Source organism: Nitrospira sp. KM1, assembly GCF_011405515.1.
Taxonomy (GTDB): Bacteria; Nitrospirota; Nitrospiria; order Nitrospirales; family Nitrospiraceae; genus Nitrospira_C.
The window spans coordinates 797,570-821,679 of record NZ_AP022671.1 but is presented as its reverse complement, the minus strand read 5'-3'; the positions used below and the strand labels follow the sequence as shown (position 1 = coordinate 821,679).

Below are 24,110 nucleotides of genomic sequence, written 5' to 3'. Positions count from 1 at the left end.
ATGTCTTTATTGGATGTCACACGTATGATTGGTTTCCCTGATATGACTGCCGCTGCTGACGCGCAGCGGCGATTGGACAACTTGACCAAGCCCCAAGGAAGCCTCGGCCGCCTTGAGGAGTTAGCCGTGCAGTATTGCGCCATGACTGGAGATCGCAAACCCGCCGTTCCGTCGGGTGTCGTCTTTACATTCGCTGCGGACCACGGGGTGGTCGATGAGGGGGTGAGCGCCTATCCCAGGGCAGTGACGGCCCAGATGGTGTTGAATTTTATTCGATCGGGCGCGGCGGTCAACGTGCTGGCCCGTCATGTGGGCATCCCGGTGCGCGTGGTGGACATCGGGGTCGACCATGAATTTCCTACGACGGATGGTCTCATCAACCGGAAGTTGATGAGAGGGACTTGCAACATGCTTCGTGAGGCGGCCATGAGCCGACCTGTCGCCGAACAAGCGATCATGGTCGGTGTGGAACTGGCTACTGCCGCGGTCCGTGATGGAGCAGGGTTGATCGGGACCGGTGAGATGGGGATAGGCAACACGACAGCCAGTTCAGCAATTACCGCCGCCATGACCGGCGCGGCTGTCGATTCGGTGACGGGAGCCGGCACTGGTATCGACGAGAGGGCTCGAGAAAAGAAGGTTAAAGTGATCGGACGGGCGTTGGCCATACATCAGCCTGACTCGGAAGACCCGCTCGATGTTCTGGCCAAAGTCGGGGGATTGGAGATTGCCGGGATGGCCGGGCTCATTCTCGGAGGAGCAGCTGTCAAGGTGCCTGTTGTCTTGGATGGATTCATTGCCGGCGCCGCGGCATTGATTGCCTGTGGTGTAGCTCCGCGGTGCCGGGAATTCCTGATCGCCTCCCACCGGTCGGTGGAGCGAGGGCATCGGATCATTCTGGAGAGACTCAGGCTGAACCCACTCTTCGATCTTGATCTGCGGCTGGGAGAGGGGACGGGAGCTTGTTTGGGAATCGGCATGGTGCAAGCTGCGGTGAAGATTCTAACGGAGATGGCGACGTTCGGAGAAGCAGGAGTGTCGGGGCGGAGCGAATGACCGCGGTGCTGCGCCCTTTGTTGGTGGCCTGGCAATTCCTCACGGCCATCCCATTGAGCCGACATCATCACGATCCCATGCCTGGGGATCTCGCGGCTTCGATGATGTGGTATCCCCTCGTCGGATTTCTCCTGGGGGCAGGGCTTGCAGTGGTTGATCTGCTCATGGCCGGATTGTTCCCCCGGGAAGTGACAGCGATTATCCTCATGATCGTGCTGGTTGCAATGACACGCGGCCTCCATCAAGACGGACTTGCCGACACGTTCGATGGACTGGCCGGTGGACGGACCTTCACGGAGCGTTTGACGATCATGCGCGATCCCCGAATCGGGGCGATTGGAGGCACCGGGCTCTGTCTGTCGTTGTTGCTCCGCTATGCCACCCTTGTGACCCTGCCGGATGGTCTCCGGACGTCCATATTATTGTGTATGCCGGCTGTTGGCCGCTGGTCCATGGCCAGCGGAGCGTATGGCGCATCGTACGCAAGGCCAGGCGGCGGATTGGCTGCGCCATTCCTCGATCATCTGAAAGCCGGTCACCTCGTTGTGGCCACCATTTCCGTGTTCTTTCTTCTAGCCTGGAGTTTTGGAATTGTGCTGGCCGTACTGATCGTGCTCATAAGCGGCGCCGTATGCAGAGCATTGACATTTGCGTATGTCAGGTATTTCGGAGGCATCACCGGCGACACGCTTGGCGCCACCAATGAAATTGTGGAACTGGTCTTCCTCGTGAGCATTCCTGTCCTCAGCCGATGGCCATGACAGCCGCCGACGTGATTTCGGCCTGTGCATTGGACGCGGTAATCGGAGACCCGCGCCGATTCCCTCATCCGGTTCGGATGATGGGATCAGCCAGCGTGTGGTTCGAACAGGTGATCCGCGCATCGTGCCGGCGTCCGCTGGCTCTTCGGATAGCCGGTACGGTGCTCGCCTTGGGATTGCCGGCTGTCGCCGCAATAGGGGGATGGGCTGTCATTGCCGTCGCCACCGGGATCCACGAGTGGATTGGATTCGTGGTCAACCTGTGGCTTGCCAGTACGGTGTTGGCTTGGCGCGATCTCATGGACCATTCGAACCGTGTTCTCGATGCACTGCGGCAAACCGATCTTGTCGAAGCAAGGAAGGCGGTGAGCCTGATTGTTGGCCGTGACACCGACCCACTCTCCGAACAGGAGATCGTCAGGGCGACCGTCGAGACCGTCGCAGAAAGCGCCTCTGATGGCGTTGTCGCGCCGCTCTTCTATCTGACTCTCGGTGGTGTGCCGCTCGCATTGGCCTTTAAAGCCGTGAGCACACTCGATTCGCTGGTCGGACACCAGGACGACCAGTATCGAGAGTTTGGGTGGGCGTCCGCGAGGTTGGACGATCTGCTCAACTGGATTCCGTCACGGCTCACGGGATGGTTGATGGTTGCGGCGGGAGCAATTGTCATGCGGGATTTGCAAGCCGCCACACGCGGTGCCACCGTTCTGCTTCGCGATGGACACAAGCATGCGAGCCCAAACAGCGGTAGACCGGAAGCTGCGATGGCGGGTGCAATCGGTGTGCAGTTAGGAGGCGAAAGCTATTATGACGGCAAAAGGGTCGTAAGACCGTATCTCGGGGAACCTGTCCATGCGCTCTCCCCCAATCATATTGAACAGGCCCAACGTATCATGAGCGTCTCTTATGTTCTCGGTATTGCGGGATCGATCGTATGTCTGGCACTGTAACCAAACGGCCCACGCATGGTGGGAATGTCCATCAAGCTTCGAGAATTCTTCGGAAACCGCTCAACGCGATCGTCGATTTCAGTGCGAGTGTCAATCCCCTCGGTCCTTCGAAAAGAGTCATGCGGGCGCTCGCGGATATGCTTCCGGTCATCAGGCATTACCCGGACCCCGAATGCTCTGCGCTTCGGTACGCTCTGGGCGTGCGGTTTAATTTGCCGGCCGATTGGTTCGTAGTTGGAAACGGTTCATCCGAGTTGATCGATACGGTGCCTCGTGCGCTGTCGATCCGCTCAGCCGCCATTGCAGGGCCCGCTTTCTCAGAATATGCCGCCGCGGTCGAGAAGCACGGCGGCCGTTCGACTCTCTTGTCGGCGAAGCGAATTGAGCAATATCGTCCTTCCTGTGGCGAGATCGTACGGTGGATTCGGAGCCGGAAGCTCCAGAGGCGGGGTGTGGATGCCGTGTTTGTCTGTCAGCCGAACAGTCTAACGGGTCAAATTTGGGAGCAGGAGGAGCTGGAAACGATCTTGAGAGCAGCTCACCGAGCCCGCGCATGGACCATTCTGGATGAAACGTTTGCGGAATATTGTTCGGCGGTCTCCATTGTGCCGCGGTTGCAACATTTTCCCCTGGTGGTCGTGCTCCGCAGCTTCACCAAGTTTTACGCCATTCCTGGACTGCGCATTGGTTACAGCATCTCTTGTCCGAGCACGGCAGAACGGATTCGTCGGTTGCAGCCTCCCTGGTCGGTGAACGTCCTCGCCCAGCACGCCGCCATCGTCTCGATGCAGGATCGTGGATATATGGACCGATCGCTCGCCTTCATGCTGAAAGAACGCCCGCGTTTTATGGAGAGTCTGGCTTCGATAGGGGGATTAACCGTATTCGACTCGCATGCGAACTTCGTCATGATTGAGTTGCCTCCGGGCTGGCGTGCCGATGCAGTGACCATGATGTTAGGGCGGAAGGGGATTCTGATCAGGGACTGTTCTCAAACCCCGGGGCTCAATGGCCGGACCATTCGCCTGGCCGTTCGAACCTCGCTGGAAAACGATAGATTGGTCCGCCTGTTGAGGAAGACGCTGAGAATTCACACGAATGCATAAAAGGACACCCAATCATATCGATCTATCGTATCGAGTCGCGGACAACACGCTGGTCATAGATTTCCCTCGACCGTATCGTGTGTTGTCTTCTGCACCCCGGGCTGGTGGGTTTGCGATGGCACGGTCAATTATCAATCATCAGGTAGAAGCGAACCCTCTCGCAAGGCCTGCAGCAGGCACGCGGCCTGGATTGCAACGCATGTCATGGAGCGGTCCTGCGAGATATCTAAGAAACGTGGCTTCACGTCTCAGTGCCGCTGAACCCAGCGTCGGATTGATGACGGCGGTCGCTCTCAAGCAACTCGTGACAGCAAGCGAGCGGGTTGGCAGATTCTCCGTCATGTGTTTTTGCACCGTCGGGGTGACCAATGCGGTGAGAGCCGGTGAGTCGGCAAGTCACACAGGATCGCCCAAACAACGCGATCAGACTGGAACGATCAACGTCATTCTCGTCACGAACGCTTGCCTGTCTCGGTCTGCGATGGTTGGTGCTGTGCAGGTGGCGACGGAGAGTAAGACCGCGACGCTACTCGAGTGCCGCGTTCCCAGTTCAAGCGGAAAACATATGGCCACCGGTACAGGGACGGATGCCGTCGTCATCGCGAGTTCAGGTCATGGTCCCAAAGTGTCCTACAGTGGGACGCACACCATCATCGGATCGATCATCGGTCGTCTGGTGGCAAACTGCGTGTACGAAGGGCTCCAGCGCTCCAGTCGATGGCAACACAACCTCCGCCCATCCAAAGCGCGATAACGGCCGGGTCGGCGCCGGCGCGTTGTCGATAATGCTTCATCGTCATCCTGGAAATTGATCGCACTCACCGTGTCATCCGCGATTGCGTGGTATCGGTCACGCCACCTGCTCCAGTTCTGGTTGGGCTTCGCCACCATAAACAATCGCACACTGCCTCGGTGATCAGGCAGAGATGAATGGCCTGTCTGCGTGAGTGCAAAAATCCAAAAAAGTTGACAGGGTACGATATTCGGATATTTTGAACGGAGGATGGACGGGCACACAGGTCCCCGTCGCCTCTTGTGCAGGCGTGTCCGTGTAATGGAGTGATGTCCTCAACCGAAGTGGAGATGAATGAATCCCACCATGAAGAGTAAGCGCGTGAGCATGGTCCAGCCGATGCTCGTGCCATGACCAACAAGGAGGGCGGTATGGAAGTGATACGTATGAGGACGATGACGATGGGCGCGCTTGCCGTTTTCATATTGGCGGGGTGGACGGGATCTGCGCTCGCTGCGAATGAAGGAGAGGTAGCCGAACATTTGATCGAGCTTGTCAAGATTGGGCGCGGAGTCGTGTCCGAGCAGATGGCCAATATCAATGATCAGACGAAGGGAGACAAGGGGTTTACCGGTGACTATATGGCGGCCCAGGTCATGGATCGCTTCAAAAAACGGACGAAAATCGATCTTCGCATTCCCAATGCCGTGCCGCAGGCGAATCTGTATCTGGCTTTAGTCGAAGCCGAAAAGGAAGTCGTGGACGAGGCGCAACCGGTGATCAACAAGGTCGGCATTTCTTTCAAGGGCTTTATCCCCGCAGTGTTTGCGAGGAGAACGGGCGAACATTTCTACAAGAAATCCGGAGTGCGGCTCAAGCTCACGGGCATCGACTATCGCAATCCCAGCAACAAACCCGATGACTTCGAAGCCGAGGTGCTGCGGATGTTCAGCGATGCTCGACATCCCAAGGGGCAGTCGTATGTTCGCAACACCATGCTCGATGGCCGACCGGTTCTCCGCATGATGGACCCGGAATATGCCGCTGCCAGTTGTTTAGGCTGTCATGGATCACCAAAGGGTGAGCGCGATGTCTCGGGTCACAAAAAGGAAGGATGGAAGGAAGGGGAACTGGCCGGCGCGATCAGCGTCGTGCTGCCCCTCAAATAGATGTACCGTCAGTGCCGGGTTCGATACACCATTAATTGAAGGAGAATGCAAGATGAGCAAGATTGTCGTCGTTGATGATTCCTATGCCGAACTCCAGGTGATCGAAGGAGTCTTGAAGGGAGCCAGCCATAGCGTTGTGTCATTTCCGAACAGTGACAAACTTGAAGAAAAAGTCGCCACTGAAAAGCCTGACCTCATTGTGATGGACGTAGTCATGCCGGGACGCAATGGATTTCAAGCCTGTCGGGACCTCAAGAACGATGAGCGATGCAAGAATATTCCGATCATTCTCTGCACGTCCAAGGGAAACGAGAGCGACAAGTTTTGGGGACAACAACAGGGAGCCAACGCCCACATCGTGAAGCCCTTCAAGGGCGAAGAATTGTTAGCGGCGGTGAAACGGGTGCTGGGATAGAGACATGGCGTCGGCGCAGCCTTCTATGCCGGTTCCGATCAGTCAGCCTGAGAAGGCTGTTCCGTCGGTGGGGCGACCCCATGGTAATGGCGTCGCCCCTTCCCCCGGTGCCGCCGCGCTCCGTGTGGCGATCATCTCGCTGGGCGGAGAGCTGTTCACGGTCGATTTGCAACATGTCCGAGAAGTGTTCGTCGTGGAATCGATTACTCCTGTGCCGGGAATGCCTGCCGGACTGGTCGGCGTGACCAATCTGCGTGGGGCGGTGGTGCCGCTTCTCGATCTGCGGGGAATGTTCGGGTTGGCAGACGACGCGGTTCTTCGGTATGCCGTCGTGTTGAAGCATGGATCATGGCAAGTCGCGGTTCTGGTCGATGCTGTTCCGGAAATCCGCACCATTGCGAGAGATCAATTCATGCCGTCTCCGTCAGGAACGGGAGACGCGGCCAATCCATTTATCTCCGGGGTCGTCAAACTGGAGGATCGGCTCAGAGGGGTGTTGGAGACATCCGTCGTGCTTTCGCATTTCGAAAACGCAGCATAACCGGAGACAATTGAACGACGCTTTATACGGTCCGAGGACGCGAGAAGGAGGCTCTCATGGCACGGGTTGGCATGATGCAGCAATTTGAGAATTTGAAAACACAGTCCAAACTTCTGGTGACGTTCGGTGTCATCAGCGTCATCATCATGTTCATGGCGTCGCTTGGCGTCTGGACCAACAAGCGGCTGAGCCAGCAGGCGGATCAGATCTATGCCGACTACACCGTCGCGTTGATCGACTTCAATCAGCTGCTGTTCAATGTGAACAAATACCATGAAACCCTGCAGGATTTGGCCAAAGCCCCGCGTGCCGCGGACTTCAAGGCGGACATCGGAAAGCTGGCTCCCTACAAACAGCGGGCGATGCAGCTGGTGAACAATTACGGCATGAAGCCCCTTCGGACGTCGAGCTCTGGACTGGATGAGGCCAAAGGCCTGACGGATTTGAAAGCGGCGCTGTCCGGATTTTTCTCCCAGGCCGAAGCCGGCGTTGCGGCGATTGCAGAGAGCTTCGAATCCAAGGCCCTGACGCAGTCTCAGGCCTTACAAATGCGTGAATTGGGTCAGTTGGCGCTGACGGTCAGTATTGCTCCCGCGTATGACCTGGTCACCAGCCGACATGCCGATCAGATTAAGACCATCCAAGCGGTTTCGAGCGACCTGAACGATGACGCCAAGTCGCTGGCATGGAACGGAACACTGGTCTTGGTGGCCGGCGGACTCATTGCCGTCTTGCTTGGTCTGGCGCTCGGGTATTGGGTCGCCCACAAGCTGGCGCTCGGTCTTGGCCAAGTGGCCAGCGTCGCGCAGCTCGCGGCCAACGGAAACTATCAGGCTCGCGCCAAGATTGCGTCCAAGGATGAGCTCGGGCAAATGGCAACCTCGTTCAATACGATGTTGGACCGAATCACGTCACTGGTGACGTCGGAAGACGAACGAAACGAGATGCAAAAGCGGTTGATGAATTTCCTCGTGTTGGTGTCCGAGGTCGGTAAAGGGGATCTGACCAAGCGTGGTGAAGTGACGGCCGACATGTTCGGTAACCTGGCGGACGGGTTCAACTTGATGATCTCCCGGTTCGGACAGTTGCTCAAACAGGTCAGAGAAGCGGCCGATCGCGTCAACAAGTCGGCGGGAACATTGCGGGACAGCGCGGGACAGATGGCCGGAACCGCCAAACATCAGGCAGACGAATCGGTCAAAACGCTGAGCGCCGTCGAGCAATTGGCCGCGCAGATGCGGCAGGTGGCTGAAACGGCAGGCGCCTCGTCTGAATCCGCAAAGCAAGTGCTGCAGGCGACCGAGCGCGGGCGGGTTGCGGTGCAGGAAACTGTGCAGGACATGCAGAGCATCCGCTCCGCGGTGCAACGGATGTCGAAACAGGTGAAAGCCCTCGGCGACCGGTCATTGGAAATTTCTCAGATCGTGTCGACCATCCGAGACATCGCCAATCAGACGAACCTGCTGGCTTTGAATGCGGCGATCGAAGCGGCCGGCGCCGGTGAGGCCGGAGCCCGGTTCGCCGTCGTCGCTGATCAGGTCAGAAAGCTTGCCGAGAGCTCCACGCAGGCAACCCGTGAGATCGCCGATCTCGTGAAAGTCATCCAGTCGGAAACCCAGGACGCCGTCGTCGCGATGGAACAGGAAACTCAAGCGGTGGAAGCCGGATCAGCGTCGGCCCTTCGTACCGGTGAAGTGTTCAATGAGATTTCGGGCATCGCGCAGCGGTCCGCGGAGTTGGCACAGACCATCGCGAGTTCGGCTGTCACTCAGACCGCGTCGACGGATCAGGTCGGACGGTCGATCAGGGATTTTACCGGCGGCGCCGTTGCCACGCAGAAGGCGACGGATGCGGCGCGTATGACCGTCGAGGACATGGCAAAGCTCGCCGACGGGCTGACATCTTCGGTTGCGCAGTTCAAACTCGCATAGGAATGCTGGCTGGGCTCCCTGTAGGAAAGGACTGGAATGAGCGCCGAACTGGATCGACAGGCTTTGATCGACATCTTTGTCATGGAAGCCACCGAAGCCGCGACGGCGCTGGCGGAATCCTTTCATCCTCCGGGAGACGCACTTCCTTCAGCTGTGGAGCTGCAGAGTCAATACGTCTGGGCTCACAAGGTTCGCGGTGCTGCGGGGATTTACGGATTCACAGGTCTGGCCACGCTCGGGGAATTGCTCGAATCGACGTTGGAACAGGCCACGTCGATTGACGCGGCATTGTGGCCGCACGCCGTTGGGGCGCTGCGAGGGATGCTGGAATCCTTTTCCGCCCAACTGGAAGTCGTCCGACAGGGAGGCTCCGAAGATGTGGCTGTGAGTGAGCGGTGGAGGAGCGAGGTCGCGCGGTTGTTGGTTCAGTCACCTGGGGCCTCGAATGCCGATCCGTCAAGTGAGAACCTGCCCGCCCCCCATTATCTGATCCCATCCATCGATGCGGATGTTCTCTCGTATTTTGCACCTGAAGCGGAAGAGTACCTGGATACGGTGGACAGACTCGTGAGGCGCGTGCAAGAAGCGCCAGGTGAAGCCGAGACGATTCATGCATTATTTCGTACCGCTCACACATTAAAAGGATCAGCCCACACCATTGGGTTTACTGTCGTGGGGGATGTCGCGCATGGCATGGAGGACTGCCTGATCGCCGTCCGAGAAAAGCACATCACGGGGTCAGAGGTGTTGTGGGGAGCGATCGGCTACGCCACGGGTGTGATTCGAATCCTGATGCGACGGGATGATGGACGAATTGCTCAGCTCCAGCGCGATGTTCCTGCCGCCATTCAGAGACTCCATGCGATTGCACAGGGACAGGCCGTCATGGCAGTGGATCAGTCGGCCGTTGCTTCCAAGCCCGATGTTCACCCGTCCGTGTCGGTCGTCGCATCGCCAATCGATCAGTCCCAGACAACAGACCATTCCATTGGCCAGCCGCTTCAGCTGTCCGACGACTATCTGCTTCCACAACTGGATCCTGAGGTTTTGTCCTACTTCGCCCCGGAAGCGCAGGAGTATCTCGAATCGCTCGAGGCTCAACTGCTTCGGCTCGAAAAGGAGCCAGAGAATCCAGAGTTGATCAATCAACTGTTCCGCACCGCCCATACGTTGAAGGGATCGGCGTATACCGTCGGCTTTCAGGCGATCGGCGATCTGACCCACTATGTCGAGGATTTCATGGGAGCTGTGCGGGACGGCCGCGTGAAAGTCCTGCCCGGCCACGCCGACATGCTTCTGAGGGCCATCGACGTCGTGCGGTTACTGATGCGAAGAGATCCGACACTGCTGGACACCGTACGGCAGCGCTATACCATCGCCTCGCACGGGCTCAAGCAACTGGAAAACCCCGCCGCGATAGTCGCGGCGATGTCCCAGTCTAATCATTCACAGGCCATTCAAACCCAGGCAGCCGCAGAGACCAGAGATGCGCAGGATCTCGATTCTTCAAAACAGAACGATGCAAGAGCGAAAGACAGCGCGGGGAGTGAAGATCGAGAAGTCATCCGTGTCAGCCGAGACCGCTTGGAACGATTGTTGAATCTGGTCGGCGAATTGGTGATTGGCCGCGGCCGCTTGGAGCAACGTCTTCGAGTGCTCGAACAATTGTCCCAGCAGGTGCTTGCCTGTAAAGGCCGATTGATGGACTCTGTCCGGTCTTTCGAGGAAAAGCACACCTTTACCCTTCCGTCTGTGGTGTCGAACATCCCAGCCGGCGTAAGAGGCTCGCATGCCGGCCAGTCAGGCTCCTCCTTCCCCGGCCTCAGCGATTTCGGATCACTGGAATTCGATAAGTACGATGATTTCAACATTCTCGCGCGCCGTATCAGTGAGGTCACGGCCGATATTTCCGAGTCGATGTCGCAATTGAGCGGTTCAATCCGGCGATCGCATGAAGATATGAGCCAGCTCCAGCAGTTGACGCTCGGTATGCGGGACGAGATTGCCAGAGCCCGCATGGTTCCGATCGGCACCCCGTTTACCCGGTTCCGCCGTGCGACTCGGGAAATGGCGAGAGCGACCGGGAAAGAGGTCACCCTGGTCACCTCGGGCGAGCATACCGAAGTGGATACCGGCGTTGTCGAACGATTGGTCGATCCCTTGGTCCATTTGGTCAGGAACGCTGTCTATCATGGTATCGAACCGTCGGCCGTGCGTGTGTCCATCGGCAAACCGGCAGCCGGAACCATTTATCTTCACGCCTCACATCGAGGAAATGCCGTTGTGATCGAAGTCGAGGACGATGGCGCCGGCCTCGACATCGGAAAGATCCGTACCAAAGCTGTCGAGCGCGGACTCGTGCGTGCCGATCTGGCCAAGACACTTCCTGAGGGCGAGGTCATCAAATTCATCTTCATGCCCGGCTTTTCCACGGCGGACCATGTCGGTGAACAAGCCGGTCGCGGGGTTGGCATGGACGTGGTCAAGCGTGTGATCGAAAGCATGAACGGGCACATCGACGTGGAATCTGTCAGAGGGATCGGAACGAAGTTCACGCTACATCTCCCGTTGACCCTGTTGATCGCAACCGCATTGATGGTCCGCAGTGGGTCAGAACGATACGGCATACCGCTGCCAAGCGTCCGAGAAGTGACCATGTTGACGAACGGATCATTGCAGCACCTGGGTGACCGCTCGGTCATTCAGATAGGAGACGAGGCGATAGAGGTACAACCCCTACAGCGGCTGCTGAATCGGGCCGCCGTTGGCACGGTAGAGATTGGGAAAGCGGTCGTGATTGTGCGGACCGGTGTCGGGCCGATCGGGCTCGTGGTGGACGAATTATTGGGCAGACAGGAAATTGTCATCAAGCCGATCGCTTCGCTCAAGTCCCTCGCACATTCTATGTTCGGGGGCGCGACCATCGACCCGGAAGGACGAGTCGTACTCGTGCTTGATCCTGCGAGGCTGGTCACGGGAACTCAAAAACCGTCAATCGCTGATGCGGTTTCGCAAGAGCCAATCGCCGCCAACAGTGAGAAAGCATTCGACACGTCGATTGCTCCCCCGGTGAGTGAGAAGAAGATTCTTTTGATCGACGATTCCCTAAGTATCCGAAAGTTCGTAGGGCGCATGTTGGAGACCGCTGGATATGAGGTTGAGACTGCCGTAGACGGTGAGGAAGGTCTGAGGAAAGCGTCCGCGCAGAGCTATAGGCTCATACTGACGGACCTGGAGATGCCGAAGCTGAACGGTTATGAAGTGATTCAGGCCCTGAGAAGCAGGCCGCAAACCCAGCAGACACCTATTATCGTCATGACGACCAGGGCTGGAGACAAGCACCGTCAAATGGCTATCAACATTGGGGCCAGTTCCTACATTGCCAAACCGGTTGAAGAACGGGCCTTGATCCAGGAGCTGGAGCGCTGGATCGGACCCGAGGTGCATGCAGGCGAGGCGTGACGTTGCTGGCCGCATCCTAGAGGACAGTCCAGGGGGTTCTCAAGGGCACACCAAGTATGAGCTTGCGCGGACATTTCAAAGCCGTAACCGCGGTCGACTCGGCGAGATTTCTTGTCATCCGATACGGCACGCGCTATTGCGCTCTGCCTTCCGATTGCGTGCGAGGCGTGCTGACGGTTGAACAGGCTGGCATCAATGGGGCCGTGACATGGCTCGGTTCCATGTATCCGGATGTCGACCTTGCAGGTCTTCTGTCGACGTTTTTGGACAAGAAGAGCCGGGAGATTCGGACCATTTTGTATTCCAACGATCGTTCTCATGCCGCCATACGAGTGGATGAGGTCGTGGGATTGGTCGAGGTATCCCGAGAGCAGTGTCAGCCGCTTCCTCCCCAGTTTCAGGCCGAAGAACGAAATTGGATACCGGGGACGATAACCTATCAGCATGATCTGGCATTGATCCTCAATTCCGAGTGGGTGTTGGGCGAGATCGGAGAGCTGGCATTAGTCGGACCTGCTACCCGACATGAGTAACCCGATGCAGAGAGAGGCGATTCGACCGTGTTGAGAGCTGCGCGTCAGCAGAAACAGACCGTAGCGGCGAAGCGGGCGTGGACGGTTGTTGTCTTTTCTGTCGGAGGGCTGAAGCTTGCTGCACGGACCGAAGATGTCGGCGGCGTATCACCCTGGGATCAACAAATTCCAGTTCCGAGCCGTACCCCATTTGTCAATTCACTCATCAGACAGGAGAAGGCCGTGCTGCCTGTGTACGACTTGGCATCTCGTTTGACCCGCAGTCTCAAAGGGGCAACGAGACTCTGTTTGATGGCGCGACACGTTGATGGCCCGATGGCAATTTGTATCGATGAGGACATACCAACATTGCATACGATCGAGGCGTCACGCATCCGCCCGACCTCTGGCCTTGACATCGCAACATTTGGGAGTTTCGATCACGACGGATCTGACGTGGCCATTGTGGCGCTCGATCGTCTGGGAAAACAATTGTAGATTCGACCGCTATGAGATTTGTCGAAAGGAACAGATATGCCGAAAGTCCTGGTCGCTGACGATAGCATCGCCGTAAGGAAAGTGGCTGAACGGCTGCTGACGGAAGCCGGTCTGGGAGTCAGCCTCGCGGCGAACGGTGAAGAAGCACTTGCATTTCTGTCCAAGGAATGTCCGGATCTCATCGTATCCGATGTGATTATGCCTGATAAGAGCGGATACGAAGTCTGCGCCTTTGTCCGTGCCCAATCTGCATTGGCCGCAACCCCAGTCCTTCTGATTTCCGGAATCGTGAACGATGAGGTAGCGAAACAGGCGGAATCCTGCCGTGCCGACGGTGTGCTCAAAAAACCCTTCCAAGGAACCTCTCTCAAGGATCGCGTCCTGGAGCTGCTTGCCAAACGGCAAGCGCACGCCTCCCCGGCGCAGCCGGTCAAGTCGGCAGAACCAGTTCAGCCCACTCAGGAGGCGGCACAGGGAATACGTATCAGCGAGGAGCAACTTGCAACATACCGCCAGGTGTCCACGCAATTGAAGCAGGCCGAGGATGATCTGAAACGAGAGCGTGATCAGACGGCGATGTTGAGCCACAAGCTGACCCAACTGGAGAGCCAGCTTGGACGAATCAAGGAGCTCGAGTCGCTTGTCGCTGCCGGACAGGAGCAGGCGTCTCATGCCAATCGCGCCTCCGAAGAGCTTCATGAGGCGAAACAGCGTATGCAGGAGCTGGAGGAGTCGGCTCAGGAGCAGGCGTCTCATGCTAACCGCGCCTCCGAAGAGCTTCATGAGGCGAAACAGCGTATGCAGGAGCTGAAGGAGTCGGCTCAGGAGCAGGCGCTGGTCGCGCACAAGTCCCAAGAAGAACTGCAGCTGCTGAGAAGGCAGATTCAAGAGTTGGAGGCTGAGCGTGTGGCCAAGCAGGAACTTGCGATCCAGGCGAAGCAGACCGCGAATGACCTCATGCTCGCCGCAGGACGCGTGAGCGAATTGGAGGTACAGCTCAGGGCGGAACAGGAACAGTGCGGACTCGTGAAGCAACGTGTTTCGCAGCTGCAAGAATTGGCAGATCGCGTGCCGGAGCTGGAAACGGCGCTGCAGCAGGAACGCCATGCGCTGGCTGAGCAGGCGGAGCATCTCGCCGAGGTCCAGAAGATGGCGGATCGGGCCAGAGAGTTCGAAGCCGCGTTGAATGCCGAGCGTCAGGCGGCGATGCAGCTTGTGCAGCAGATGAACGGCCTGGAGGAGGAAGTAGCCCGAGGGCAGGAGATCGCACGAGACTATGCGCTCGAACAGAAGCGCTCCGAGGAACTCGTCCAGGACCTCGCCCGAGAAAAGCAGCGTATGGAGGAAATGGCCAAACGAATGGCGGAGATTGAAGGAATCGCGGCCAAAGTCAAAGAACTCGAGGAGCTACTGCAAATGGAGCGTGATCGGAACGCCGTCCTGACGAGGCATGTGTCGGAGACCGAGCAATCGGCGCAGCAAGCCACGAAACGATTTGAGGACATGGCCAAGAAGCTCGGAGAAATTGCCGGACTGGCTTCCCAATTGGGAAGCGGGGCGCGGCGGTCCTGATCGTATATGATGCGTGCGGTGCACCGAGTGCATACAGCGTGAGGGACCGGATTCATGGCAGGGGAATCTTCAGATGAGTTTCAGAAGGAACTGGTCGACCTGTTTGTTCAGGAAGCACAGGAATGGCTACAGAACATCCATGTCGCGCTGGATGAACTGCAGCAGGGGCCAGATCCTGATCGCCATGCCGCATTGATCGGAATACTGACCGGTGGGGTCACGAACCTCGGTGGTTCTGCGGCGACAATCAACCTTCCCGAGGTTGAACGGGCAAGCTTTGGTGCCATTCCATTCATTGAAGCCTTGACCGATCCGCAGAAGTCATTTTCCGTTCAAGACTTTCTCTCACTCTGCAAACAACTTGGACAAATCCAAAGCGCATTGACACGTGCCACAGGTGTGTCATTTGAAGATCATGGCGAGACAGAGCGACCGGCCCAAGTCCAGCCTTCTGTGTCGTTGGAAGCATTCCTTCAAGCCCTGTGCAGCCTGCCGCGCCATCCGATTCCCGGAGAGTCCTACAATCGGAATCTTGTCGGAGCGATGATGGACCAAGTGGAAGCGCAGATCAAAGCCGGAGTTCAGCAGGCGGGAGTAGACGCGATTCAGGGTTATCTTGCTAGAATGTCCCAATCGGAGGAGGCATTTGCTCAGACACTGGACATCACCGTCGACGCGTTAGCGGAACGGCTTCTGCTATTGGCTGAACCCTCGCGACCTCGAGAAGGAATGCTGGAAGAGTCGTTAAAAGACGTGACGCAACTGCAGGCAGACGCCCAGCAGATCAATGCCGTCCCCGCCATCTCCTTTTTGTCCGGGCTGCAGACATTTCTCTCAGTGTGTGCGCAGCATCGCGTTCGTTTGGCCGCTCGGCGGATCGATGCGGTCAGAGATCGTCTTCTCGTTGTGAAGAACCTTATTCATCAATGGATTGAATGCGGACGAACGGAACGTGCGGCAATCGACCGGGTTCTGCAAGCCGGTCATCAGGCATAGACACAACACCCGACTATTTTCCCCCTCATCCTGATATCTTGGTGCAAGTCGTGCCGAAGTCGACAGTCCGTCAAATAATCCCTGGATTGAAGAACACGTATGGATGACCGACGAACCGTCGATCTCTACCGAAGGGCTGAGCACACCCTGACGGATGTGGCTGCGGCCATTCAACGGCAGGAAGTCCCTGACCTTGAGTGCGTATCCGAAGTGGCAGCGGCCATCGGGGATTCCGTTCGGCAAAACGATCATCTCGTCGTGCATGCTCTGGCCGGCCCCATCGGCTCTCCGCTCGTCACCAACATGATCAACGTGAGCATACTTTCGGCCAAAATTGGGGCAGGACTGGGGTATCACGGAGAGGAACTCGATCGGTTGACATTGGCCGGATTGCTTCACGATGTGGGCCTGTTCGCCGTGCCGCAGTCGCTCGTCATGAAGACTGGACGATTGACCGGCGACGAACGGACATTGATCGAGCAGCATCCGGAACTCGGTTATCACGTCGTTCACAAGGTAGGGTCGGCATGGGCATGGCTTGCCGATGTCGTCCGTCAGGCGCATGAACGCTGGAATGGGCAGGGGTATCCCAACAAATTGAAGGGGCGTGCGATCAATGAATTCGCACAGATTATCGGGGTCGTCGACGTATTCGACGCGTTGATTTCTCCACGGTCCTACCGACGGCGATTTTTCCCACATGAGGCGGTTCATGAATTGATTGTCGCAGAGAGAAAGGCATTTCCACGTGAAGTCATCAAGGCACTGGTCCAACAACTCTCGGCCTATCCACTCGGAACGCTTGTCAGATTGACGACGGGGGAGTCGGGGGCCGTCGTGCGCATCAATCCAGATTTCCCTCTTCGTCCGGTTTTGCACATCGATGGCGGGCGGTCTCATGAGGCCCGCGAATTGGACTTGAGCCGAACTCCCCTTGTGGCCATTGTCGAAACGCTCGAGCCCCCGGATACGGCTCGAGTCGCATTTCCGTCCGGCATGCCCGCCGATCGACGGACGACACCGACTACCTCAGACCAATTTTCCTCACTTCTCGAAAGTCTTGATGCGCTCGCCACCGCCATCCAAGGAGTGGTCGAGGCCGGAGCCACGATTTCGACTCGTGTCAAAACGCCTGAGGCTGATGAAGAAAGCCCCACCGTTATGTCTGGCTTTCCGGTTCTTTTGGATGTGAATTTCGAGAAGGAACTGATCGGGCTCTTTGCACTTGAAGCGCGAGAATGGCTTGCACAGATTCACGCGGCTCTACGCCAATTGGGAGAAGGAGCCAGAGCGTCGCTTCGTCCAAAATTATATAGCATCATGTTGCATGGGTTGACCAATCTGGCCAAGTCCGCCTCGACCGTCCATCAACGGGAAATCGAACGGATGGTGACCGATCTGCTTCCCGTCTTACATCGCGTGGGAAAACAGAACATGCGGACGATGACCTCGGCCGTCGTGTCACTCCAAAGAGGTCTCGACCGTATTGCCGCTGCCGTGCATGGAGCTTCCAGCATCCAGTCGGAATCACAGCTCCAGGCGGCCGAATTGGTCGAGGCGGAGCCTTACTCTGCACAGATCGAGGTCGATCTTGGATTGTCGGATCCGCGGGAAACGGCCGGCGAATCGAGTGATTCCCATCCTGAAGCCGGAGGCGAGATCCAGGATGCCGATACACAACATGACAGGTCGGTTCCTGTCCGATCTCTCGATGCGGTCTCAGGTGCTTCTTTGTTGAATGCCTTACGCGATCTGCAGCAGGTTCGCTCTCGCTCGATGCAACCCACGCGAGATGTGCTGGAAGCGGTCATTGTGCGGGCCGAGCGGGAACCGATGAACGTGACGGCGGAGCGGATACGGCAGATTCTTGGCGAATTGGATCAGCTGGACGAAGAATTTCTGCATGAGATACATAGTCGAGTGCCTCGCATGAGCCAGAAACTGACGGCGTTGCGGGAGGTCGGCGTCACGGACTTCGTCACGACTGCTCAACTCGACCCTGTCGTAGAGGAAGTGGACGCATTGTACCAGGCTGCCGGGCATGTTCAGGCGGGCATGATCAGTATGTTCCTTCAAGGACTACGGTCATTTCTTGTCGTTGCGGCGTATCGAAAGACGACCAATCTTCCTCAACGTCTGGAAACGGTGATGGGGCGCATCGAAGCGCTGGAACCTATGGCCGAACAGTGGGTGAGTATCGGCCGAGTCGAACGCGTCGCTATTGCCGAAATTCTTCCCGTTTGAGGTCTCCTTTAAATCATTCAGCCGTCGGCTGCTACAGCTTTGTCAGCGTTCAGCGATGCTGCCAAGGCCGAAGCGTGAAGCCCTTTTACATATCGCAATCGTTGAACCTCCATTGCCTCAGTCTTAGGCAATCAGACACTCTTGGCTGAATGACGAGTGTTTGTTGTTCCATCCACATACTTATCCACACCTGGCTCACATCTTTTGTGGATGAGCGCCCGAGTATCGTTCCGCTCCGAAGCCGTTGGATTGGCATCCTCATGTTATGTCGCCTGAAGAATGCTATGATGCAACTCTGTCGGAAGCAACATCACTGACTGCTCGCATAGATTTGGAGGATTCCATTGGCAAAGTTGGTTGCGATGTGGCGCGGAGAGGAGATTCAGGCGCAGGCGAAGCAATACGTGCGGTCCTATATTCTATTTCCCTCCGGCATATTGGGAATGGTTTGCATGGTTGCCGGGGTGGCTGGCTTGGGGTACCAGCTGTTTTCATCCGGCTCCTATACCTGGACGACCTTCGTAATGAGTTCGGTGCTGTTACTGGTCGGTATTCTATTTGGTTGGGTGCAGACTCGCTATCACCGATACCTGCTGGATACTGTTCCGGACGTATTTGCCGCTCGGATCAGGATGGCGGTTCAACGGACGGGGAAAAAACAAAAAACGGCTTCGCAGGCAACGGCTATTGATCATGCAGGCAGAAACTTCGTCCCGGTTGCCTATCTCGGGGGGATCGCCACGCTGCTTGGAGCGTCCACGTGGGCGTTGACCGAGGGTTCTCTCAGTCCCCTACCTGCGCTGATGATGCCTTGGGCGGGATTCTATTGGGGAAAGTTATTCTTTTGGCGAGGCATCGTGCAATAGGTCGATTCGCTCAACGCGACGATGTGCGTTTGCGGCCGGAGGGCTTTCTGCCGGATTGCGATACACGCCGCTTGCGGGGTTCTGGCGTTTTCTTCAGATTTTCAAGCGCGGCCATCCGCTGTTCCAACGACCGAACCGATTGGCGTAGCTCCGGTAAGCGGGGAATAACGGCTTGTGCTTTCATCCAAGTCTCGTGCGGCATTACCGGGGCTCCGGAGACGATCTGGTTGGGCTCAAGGCTGCGGTTGACACCGGCTCGGGCCGCAATCATGACTTGCGCTCCTACGTGAATATGGTCTGCCAACCCGGCTTGGCCTCCGATCATCACGTGATGGTCGATGGTTGTGCTGCCCGCGATGCCTACCTGTGCCACGACGATGGCATGTTCACCCACCGTGACATTGTGTGCGATCTGGACGAGGTTATCCACCTTGGTCCCTTTTTTAATGATAGTTTGCCCCAGCGTGGCCCGATCGATGGTCACATTGGCGCCAAGTTCCACGTCGTCTTCAATGACCACGCCCCCGAGTTGGGGAATTTTATGATGACGCCCTTGGTGTTGAACGTAACCGAAACCATCCGACCCAATAACCGTGCCGCTGTGAATGAATACGCGAGCGCCTATTGAACACTCCTCACGAATGACGACGTTCGGGTACAGGATGCTGTCATCGCCGACGCTGCTTCCTGAGCCGACGAATACACCAGGGTACAGCGTCACGCGTGCGCCGATCGTGACGTGGTCTCCCAGGGTGACGAACGGCCAGATTGACGGATCGGCCCCGATTTTCACGCCGGTTCCCCTCGTGAGATTCGCGCCAATCCCCCGTGGCCTATAAGGCAGCACAAAGAAGGTTTGAGCGACCTGCGCAAAGGCTAGCAGTGGATGCTGCACGACCACCTGGGGAATGGAAAGTTCAGGAATGTGTCGGTGACACAATAAGGCGCCTGCTCGGAGCGATCCTGCCGCCCGGAGCGCCTGGTCGTTGGCGACAAAGGAGAGCGCATCATCAAGCGCTTCCCCGAGCGAACCCAGATGGGAGATATGAGTTTCGCCGCTCCCATGGAGCGTGCCGCCAACCAATGTGTGGATTTGCGTCAAGGTTACCGGAGAGTCGGAACGTGGCATGGTCACGCTTTTTTCTTTTTTGAAGTCGTGGCAGCCTTGGCCAGTTTGGCCGATGCGGCGGGTTTCTGCGGCGCCAGACGTTTTTGGACATAAGCGGAGACCGCTCCCACCGTCGTGAGGGCGGGAAGATCCTGATCGGGAATCTGAAGATTGAAGGTTTCTTCTATCTTATAGAGCAACTCGATGACGGCCATGGAGTCCAAACCGAGATCGTCTCGTAAGTGAAACGTTTCATCGATCGATGACGGATCGCGGCGGAGATATTCCGCCAGCGCTTGAATGATTTTTTGCAGGATTTCGCGATCGCTCATGACATGTTCCTACGCGGCAAAACGTTTGAAAACCACGGCGGCGTTATTGCTGCCGAATCCAAAGGCATTCAAGAGGGCCGTCTTGATCTTCCGTTCCTGTGTCGTGCGACTCACCCCAGCTAGGGTGCATGCAGGATCGGGCTCGTCATAGTTCGCGGTGGGGTGGATCTGCCCGGTTTGCAATGCCAGCACCGACGCGATGCCTCCGAGCGATCCCGCAGCCCCCAAGGTATGTCCCACCAACGATTTTGTGGCATTGATGGCGATTTTATCAGCGCGTGACTTAAAGAGTTGACGGATCGCCTTCGCCTCGACGGCGTCACCAATCGATGTGGAGGTCGCATGGGCATTGATGTAATCGATCTGCGAAGCGGTCATGCCGGCGTCTGCGAGGGCGAGGCGCATCGTCGTCGCGACTTCTTCACCGTCTTCGCGTGGAATGACCATGTGGTAGGCCTCGCTCGTAGCGGCGTACCCGGCGATTTCGGCGTAGATTCTAGCTTTGCGTTTTTTCGCATGCGGCAGCGATTCCAGGATCAGGGCCCCGGCTCCTTCTCCCATGACGAACCCGTCACGGCCCAAATCGAATGGCCGCGACGCACGCTCCGGCTGTTCGTTGTGCTTGGTCGAAAGGGCGCGCAGAGAGCAGAAGCCGGCGAATACCAGCGGTGTGATGCTGGCGTCGGCTCCCACGACGATTACGGCATCGGCGCGGCCTTCGCGGATACAGTGAAGACCTTGCCCCAGCGCGTGAGCACTGGAAGAACAGGCGGTCGAAATCGTGACATTCGGGCCCTTCGCTCCATATGCCATGGCCACGATGCCTGATGCGCTGTTCAGCGTAATGACAGGAATGAAATTGGGATGGACACGGTGAGGTTTTTGATGATTATAGAGTTGGGTAATTTCCCTCTCTCCCATAACCATGCCGCCCATGCCTGCTCCCACAAAGACGCCCACCCTGTGCGGCCGTTCTCTCGTCATTTGCAAGCCGGAATCCGTGAGGGCTTCTTTGGCCGCCACCAAAGCAAACTGGGCGTAACGGTCGACGCGGTCCGGTTGAACGGAATCGATGTATTGTTCAGGAGAAAAATTGAGGACTTGGCCGGCCACTTTGGAGCGATAGCCGTCTATCGGGAAAGGATCGAATCCTCTGATCGCGGAGATGCCGGAGCGGCCTGCCAAAGCCGATTTCCAGAACTCACTGATTCCAATCCCAATCGGGGAGACAACGCCCAGTCCCGTCACCACGACACGAGCCCGCATCCTATTCATTCCTCTTAGGAAAATCCCCAACCATTACTTACCGGAAGCGAGGAAATCAGTCAACCGCCGACCGCTCGAAGCCAGGCTCTCATTAACTGTTCACGCGTGGGTTTGATCCAAGTCTCGGCTTGCCGTACTTAAAGAATCATTTGAAGTCTTAGTAGCGAACCTTGAGCATCAAATATAGGCCGTAACTCATGAACAATACATCGGTAAGCCACCCTGCAACAATAGGAGGCAAGGCCCCGCCGCGGCCGAAGGCGATCGCGATGGAATGCGTGGTCCAATAGCAGAACCCGATAGCCAGGGCTTGCCCGATGCCAATGGCCATACTGCCACCGCGCACGCCGCTGCGTCGAAGGCTCAAGGCAATGCCGATCAGGACCATGATGATCGTCACGAATGGAAATGCGATACGTCCATAGTAGTCCGTCCTCAACCGCGTAATCTGCGAACTGTTCTGATACAGGCGTCCTGTATATTCCCGAATGGTCCGGAACGTCATCGATTCCGACTCACTGGCCAGCCAAGTGGTGAAATCAGCAGGGATGAGCGTGAGTGGGACCGGCATCCGCTCGAAGCTGTTGAGGGTGATTGAACCGTCCCGGTTGAAAATACGCTTGAAGCCCCTGTACAGCGTCCATGCTCCGCCTGCGTATCTCGCCTCTTCCGCTTCCGTCATGTCCACCAGCCGGAATGTCGTGTCGAAGTGGAACAGTTGCACACCGCCGAGCGCTTCACCGCCGATTGCCACAGTGGCGACATGAAGCAGATGATCGGCCCCCATTCTCGCCCATGGCTGAGGCAGCTTCACGACCGTGGAAGGCGGCTTTTTCTCGATCCGAATCGCGCGGATTTCCTCCGCTTTGTTGGATGCCAGCGGAATGACCGTCGAACTGAACAAGAGCAGGATCAGGGCGACCACCGTAGCCAGCGAAAGAAATGGAGAGGCGATCCAGGGCAGACTGATTCCGCAACTGCGCATGGCCGTAATTTCATGGCTGCGGGACAGAAGCCCGAGAGTCAGGAGGGTTGCCATTAAGATTGCGAGGGGAGCGATCTGAAACGAAATGGCCGGGACCTTTAACGCAAAGTAGGCCAGCACATCGAGCCAGCTGGCATCGTAGCGAAGAAATCGCCGGACCTTTTCAAAAAAATCGATGACGAGATAGATCGTCATGAGTCCTGAAAAGCACATCATGAAGATCTTGGCATACTCACGCAGCAGATATCGGAAAAGAATCTTCATCGGTCAGAAAAGGCGGTGATGCGAATACGAGAGTCCGGTTACCGGAATGCATGGACTTCCAAGCGGCATACTCACTCGCGGCTTATCTTGTAAAACCATAGGACCGTGATGACGGCAAAAATGATGTTGGGCAGCCAGGCTCCGGCAAACGGTGGAATCACGGCAGTTGTGACAAGAAACTCGCATGCGACGTTCAGGACGTAATAGAGAATCACCACCAGGACGCCGACGGCGAATCCGCCAATCCGTCCCGACCGCTTTGAGACGATTCCCACCGGGACTCCAAGAATGCAGAACACCAGCGAAGCGGTTGGAAACGCGAGGTCTTTGTAATATTCCATCAGCCGACGGAGTGCAGCCGGATCCTTCCCCTGTGAGTCGGCCAGCTGTCGCATGATGCTTTCGTAGGACGGCCGTTCTTCCGTCGATGTATATCCGCTCTGACTGAGAGAGAGTTTCAAATCATAGTTGGAGAATCCGACTTGCTGGTATTCGTCCAGTTCATCCGGCTTGCTATGGATCACTCCGTCCAGCAGACGGAGGGCGATCTGATTCGTCGAAGGTTCGACGAGGACTTCGTATTGTCTGGCGACAATGATGCGCGGATCATCCGCATTACGCTCATCGGACACGAAAATACCCGTTGAGCGGGGATCATCGCCGAGGTCCGAGACGAATATCATCATTTTTGGGATCGGTTCATTAAACGTTCCCCGTTCGAGAGCAAGCACCAGTTGATCCCGGAGCAGATTCAGAGCCACTTTTTTGAGATTGGTCGAACTCCATGGCTGTCCCCATTGGGCCAGCCAGAGGGTCAGGGTGAACACCAAGGCCGCGAAGAGAAATACCGGCTGCGATAACCGGAGCAAGCTCAGCCCCGCTGCCCGCATGGCGACCAGCTCCTTGTCGAACGAGAGACGTCCGAAGGCCGTGATGGACGCGATAATTCCCGCGATGGGGAGCGTCAGCACGAGAAAGGAAGGGAGAAGATTTGCGAATACCTTGAGGACGGCGAAAATCCCAACGCCCTTGGAGACCAACAGTTCGACAAGCCGGAGCAGTTCGCGCGTGAGCATGACGAAACACAGGACGCCCAGACTGACCAAGAACGGGGAGAGGAGCTCCGTAAAAATATAACGGTCGAGCAGCTTGCGGAGGAACATGAAGGGATGCCGTCTCCGGATTGGATGACCACTATAGGTGAGCAGTCCCATCTTGTCTACAAACGGAGATCAAGCTTTTTTCTTGAAGATAGGCTTGACAAGATTTCAGGTGGCGTGTTACATGCTCCGCGGTTTCTAACCAAGATGGGTCTCGTGAGCCAGTTTCACCTTTCTTCAAAG

Annotated in this window: 21 protein-coding genes; 16 read left to right on the top strand and 5 right to left on the bottom strand. The window is 56.9% G+C overall.

Translation table 11 applies throughout. The features are described from left to right. The 16 genes from cobT (at window position 1) to W02_RS03730 (ending at window position 18,812) form a co-directional block, all read left to right on the top strand. Entirely contained in the window at window positions 1-1,056 is a 1,056-nt protein-coding gene (cobT, locus tag W02_RS03805) for a nicotinate-nucleotide--dimethylbenzimidazole phosphoribosyltransferase (RefSeq protein ID WP_173044966.1), read from the top strand. Beyond that, entirely contained in the window at window positions 1,053-1,817 is a 765-nt protein-coding gene (gene cobS, locus W02_RS03800; protein WP_173044964.1) for an adenosylcobinamide-GDP ribazoletransferase, read from the top strand. Before cobT ends, cobS begins: the two co-directional genes overlap by 4 nt. Continuing rightward, on the top strand, window positions 1,814-2,767 hold the full coding sequence (gene cbiB / locus W02_RS03795; RefSeq protein ID WP_197742130.1) for an adenosylcobinamide-phosphate synthase CbiB: 954 nt from the start codon (window positions 1,814-1,816) through the stop codon (window positions 2,765-2,767). Before cobS ends, cbiB begins: the two co-directional genes overlap by 4 nt. Further along, the gene (locus W02_RS03790) at window positions 2,752-3,873 is read left to right on the top strand and encodes a histidinol-phosphate transaminase (protein WP_173044960.1); all 1,122 of its coding nucleotides are present in this window, start codon (window positions 2,752-2,754) and stop codon (window positions 3,871-3,873) included. Before cbiB ends, W02_RS03790 begins: the two co-directional genes overlap by 16 nt. Further along, the gene (locus W02_RS03785; RefSeq protein ID WP_173044958.1) at window positions 3,866-4,627 is read left to right on the top strand and encodes an adenosylcobinamide amidohydrolase; all 762 of its coding nucleotides are present in this window, start codon (window positions 3,866-3,868) and stop codon (window positions 4,625-4,627) included. Before W02_RS03790 ends, W02_RS03785 begins: the two co-directional genes overlap by 8 nt. 410 nt (window positions 4,628-5,037) lie before the next feature. Beyond that, complete coding sequence (locus W02_RS03780) at window positions 5,038-5,775, top strand: DUF3365 domain-containing protein (protein ID WP_173044956.1); 738 nt, start codon at window positions 5,038-5,040, stop codon at window positions 5,773-5,775. A gap of 52 nt (window positions 5,776-5,827) precedes the next feature. Further along, window positions 5,828-6,190: a response regulator transcription factor gene (locus W02_RS03775; protein WP_173044954.1), complete on the top strand. Its 363-nt coding sequence runs from the start codon at window positions 5,828-5,830 to the stop codon at window positions 6,188-6,190. Window positions 6,191-6,194: 4 nt separating this feature from the next. Beyond that, entirely contained in the window at window positions 6,195-6,731 is a 537-nt protein-coding gene (locus W02_RS03770; RefSeq protein ID WP_173044952.1) for a chemotaxis protein CheW, read from the top strand. Window positions 6,732-6,787: 56 nt separating this feature from the next. Beyond that, window positions 6,788-8,662: a methyl-accepting chemotaxis protein gene (locus W02_RS03765; protein ID WP_173044950.1), complete on the top strand. Its 1,875-nt coding sequence runs from the start codon at window positions 6,788-6,790 to the stop codon at window positions 8,660-8,662. Window positions 8,663-8,698: 36 nt separating this feature from the next. Next, on the top strand, window positions 8,699-12,124 hold the full coding sequence (locus W02_RS03760; RefSeq protein WP_173044948.1) for an Hpt domain-containing protein: 3,426 nt from the start codon (window positions 8,699-8,701) through the stop codon (window positions 12,122-12,124). A 56-nt stretch (window positions 12,125-12,180) separates the two neighbouring features. Continuing rightward, window positions 12,181-12,657 (top strand): chemotaxis protein CheW, encoded by a 477-nt coding sequence (locus W02_RS03755; RefSeq protein ID WP_173044946.1) that lies wholly within the window; start codon window positions 12,181-12,183, stop codon window positions 12,655-12,657. Between the two features lie 27 nt (window positions 12,658-12,684). After that, the gene (locus W02_RS03750) at window positions 12,685-13,134 is read left to right on the top strand and encodes a chemotaxis protein CheW (protein WP_173044944.1); all 450 of its coding nucleotides are present in this window, start codon (window positions 12,685-12,687) and stop codon (window positions 13,132-13,134) included. Window positions 13,135-13,170: 36 nt separating this feature from the next. Continuing rightward, the gene (locus tag W02_RS03745; RefSeq protein WP_173044942.1) at window positions 13,171-14,706 is read left to right on the top strand and encodes a response regulator; all 1,536 of its coding nucleotides are present in this window, start codon (window positions 13,171-13,173) and stop codon (window positions 14,704-14,706) included. 54 nt (window positions 14,707-14,760) lie between these two features. Further along, window positions 14,761-15,702, top strand: a complete 942-nt coding sequence (locus W02_RS03740) for a hypothetical protein (RefSeq protein WP_173044940.1) — start codon at window positions 14,761-14,763, stop codon at window positions 15,700-15,702. Between the two features lie 99 nt (window positions 15,703-15,801). Further along, complete coding sequence (locus tag W02_RS03735) at window positions 15,802-17,946, top strand: HD domain-containing phosphohydrolase (RefSeq protein ID WP_173044938.1); 2,145 nt, start codon at window positions 15,802-15,804, stop codon at window positions 17,944-17,946. Between the two features lie 344 nt (window positions 17,947-18,290). Continuing rightward, complete coding sequence (locus tag W02_RS03730) at window positions 18,291-18,812, top strand: hypothetical protein (RefSeq protein WP_173044936.1); 522 nt, start codon at window positions 18,291-18,293, stop codon at window positions 18,810-18,812. Between the two features lie 10 nt (window positions 18,813-18,822). Here W02_RS03730 and lpxD read toward each other — a convergent pair whose 3' ends face one another. The 5 genes from lpxD to lptF form a co-directional block, all read right to left on the bottom strand. Further along, entirely contained in the window at window positions 18,823-19,941 is a 1,119-nt protein-coding gene (gene lpxD, locus W02_RS03725; RefSeq protein WP_173044934.1) for a UDP-3-O-(3-hydroxymyristoyl)glucosamine N-acyltransferase, read from the bottom strand. 2 nt (window positions 19,942-19,943) lie between these two features. Further along, window positions 19,944-20,252, bottom strand: coding sequence for an acyl carrier protein (locus W02_RS03720; RefSeq protein ID WP_173044933.1), 309 nt, complete (start codon window positions 20,250-20,252; stop codon window positions 19,944-19,946). A gap of 9 nt (window positions 20,253-20,261) precedes the next feature. Then, entirely contained in the window at window positions 20,262-21,518 is a 1,257-nt protein-coding gene (gene fabF / locus W02_RS03715; protein WP_173044931.1) for a beta-ketoacyl-ACP synthase II, read from the bottom strand. 157 nt (window positions 21,519-21,675) lie between these two features. After that, window positions 21,676-22,767 carry an LPS export ABC transporter permease LptG gene (lptG, locus tag W02_RS03710; RefSeq protein WP_173044929.1) on the bottom strand — a complete coding sequence of 364 codons (1,092 nt, stop codon included), beginning with the start codon at window positions 22,765-22,767 and terminating at the stop codon, window positions 21,676-21,678. Between the two features lie 71 nt (window positions 22,768-22,838). Further along, a complete protein-coding gene (gene lptF / locus W02_RS03705) occupies window positions 22,839-23,930 on the bottom strand; it encodes an LPS export ABC transporter permease LptF (RefSeq protein WP_173044926.1) in 1,092 nt (363 codons plus the stop codon). Window positions 23,931-24,110: the final 180 nt, after the last annotated feature.

Excerpts from the sequence above, each read along its gene's own strand:
- W02_RS03780 (WP_173044956.1), top strand. The coding sequence starts at position 5,038 with ATGGAAGTGATACGTATGAGGACGATGACGATGGGCGCGCTTGCCGTT.
- W02_RS03765 (WP_173044950.1), top strand. The coding sequence starts at position 6,788 with ATGGCACGGGTTGGCATGATGCAGCAATTTGAGAATTTGAAAACACAG.
- lptG (WP_173044929.1), bottom strand. The coding sequence starts at position 22,767 with ATGAAGATTCTTTTCCGATATCTGCTGCGTGAGTATGCCAAGATCTTC.
- cobT (WP_173044966.1), top strand. The coding sequence starts at position 1 with ATGTCTTTATTGGATGTCACACGTATGATTGGTTTCCCTGATATGACT.
- W02_RS03745 (WP_173044942.1), top strand. The coding sequence starts at position 13,171 with ATGCCGAAAGTCCTGGTCGCTGACGATAGCATCGCCGTAAGGAAAGTG.
- fabF (WP_173044931.1), bottom strand. The coding sequence starts at position 21,518 with ATGCGGGCTCGTGTCGTGGTGACGGGACTGGGCGTTGTCTCCCCGATT.
- cbiB (WP_197742130.1), top strand. The coding sequence starts at position 1,814 with ATGACAGCCGCCGACGTGATTTCGGCCTGTGCATTGGACGCGGTAATC.
- W02_RS03775 (WP_173044954.1), top strand. The coding sequence starts at position 5,828 with ATGAGCAAGATTGTCGTCGTTGATGATTCCTATGCCGAACTCCAGGTG.
- W02_RS03785 (WP_173044958.1), top strand. The coding sequence starts at position 3,866 with ATGCATAAAAGGACACCCAATCATATCGATCTATCGTATCGAGTCGCG.
- W02_RS03740 (WP_173044940.1), top strand. The coding sequence starts at position 14,761 with ATGGCAGGGGAATCTTCAGATGAGTTTCAGAAGGAACTGGTCGACCTG.
- W02_RS03735 (WP_173044938.1), top strand. The coding sequence starts at position 15,802 with ATGGATGACCGACGAACCGTCGATCTCTACCGAAGGGCTGAGCACACC.
- W02_RS03790 (WP_173044960.1), top strand. The coding sequence starts at position 2,752 with ATGTCTGGCACTGTAACCAAACGGCCCACGCATGGTGGGAATGTCCAT.
- lptF (WP_173044926.1), bottom strand. The coding sequence starts at position 23,930 with ATGTTCCTCCGCAAGCTGCTCGACCGTTATATTTTTACGGAGCTCCTC.
- cobS (WP_173044964.1), top strand. The coding sequence starts at position 1,053 with ATGACCGCGGTGCTGCGCCCTTTGTTGGTGGCCTGGCAATTCCTCACG.
- W02_RS03760 (WP_173044948.1), top strand. The coding sequence starts at position 8,699 with ATGAGCGCCGAACTGGATCGACAGGCTTTGATCGACATCTTTGTCATG.
- lpxD (WP_173044934.1), bottom strand. The coding sequence starts at position 19,941 with ATGCCACGTTCCGACTCTCCGGTAACCTTGACGCAAATCCACACATTG.
- W02_RS03755 (WP_173044946.1), top strand. The coding sequence starts at position 12,181 with ATGAGCTTGCGCGGACATTTCAAAGCCGTAACCGCGGTCGACTCGGCG.
- W02_RS03720 (WP_173044933.1), bottom strand. The coding sequence starts at position 20,252 with ATGAGCGATCGCGAAATCCTGCAAAAAATCATTCAAGCGCTGGCGGAA.
- W02_RS03770 (WP_173044952.1), top strand. The coding sequence starts at position 6,195 with ATGGCGTCGGCGCAGCCTTCTATGCCGGTTCCGATCAGTCAGCCTGAG.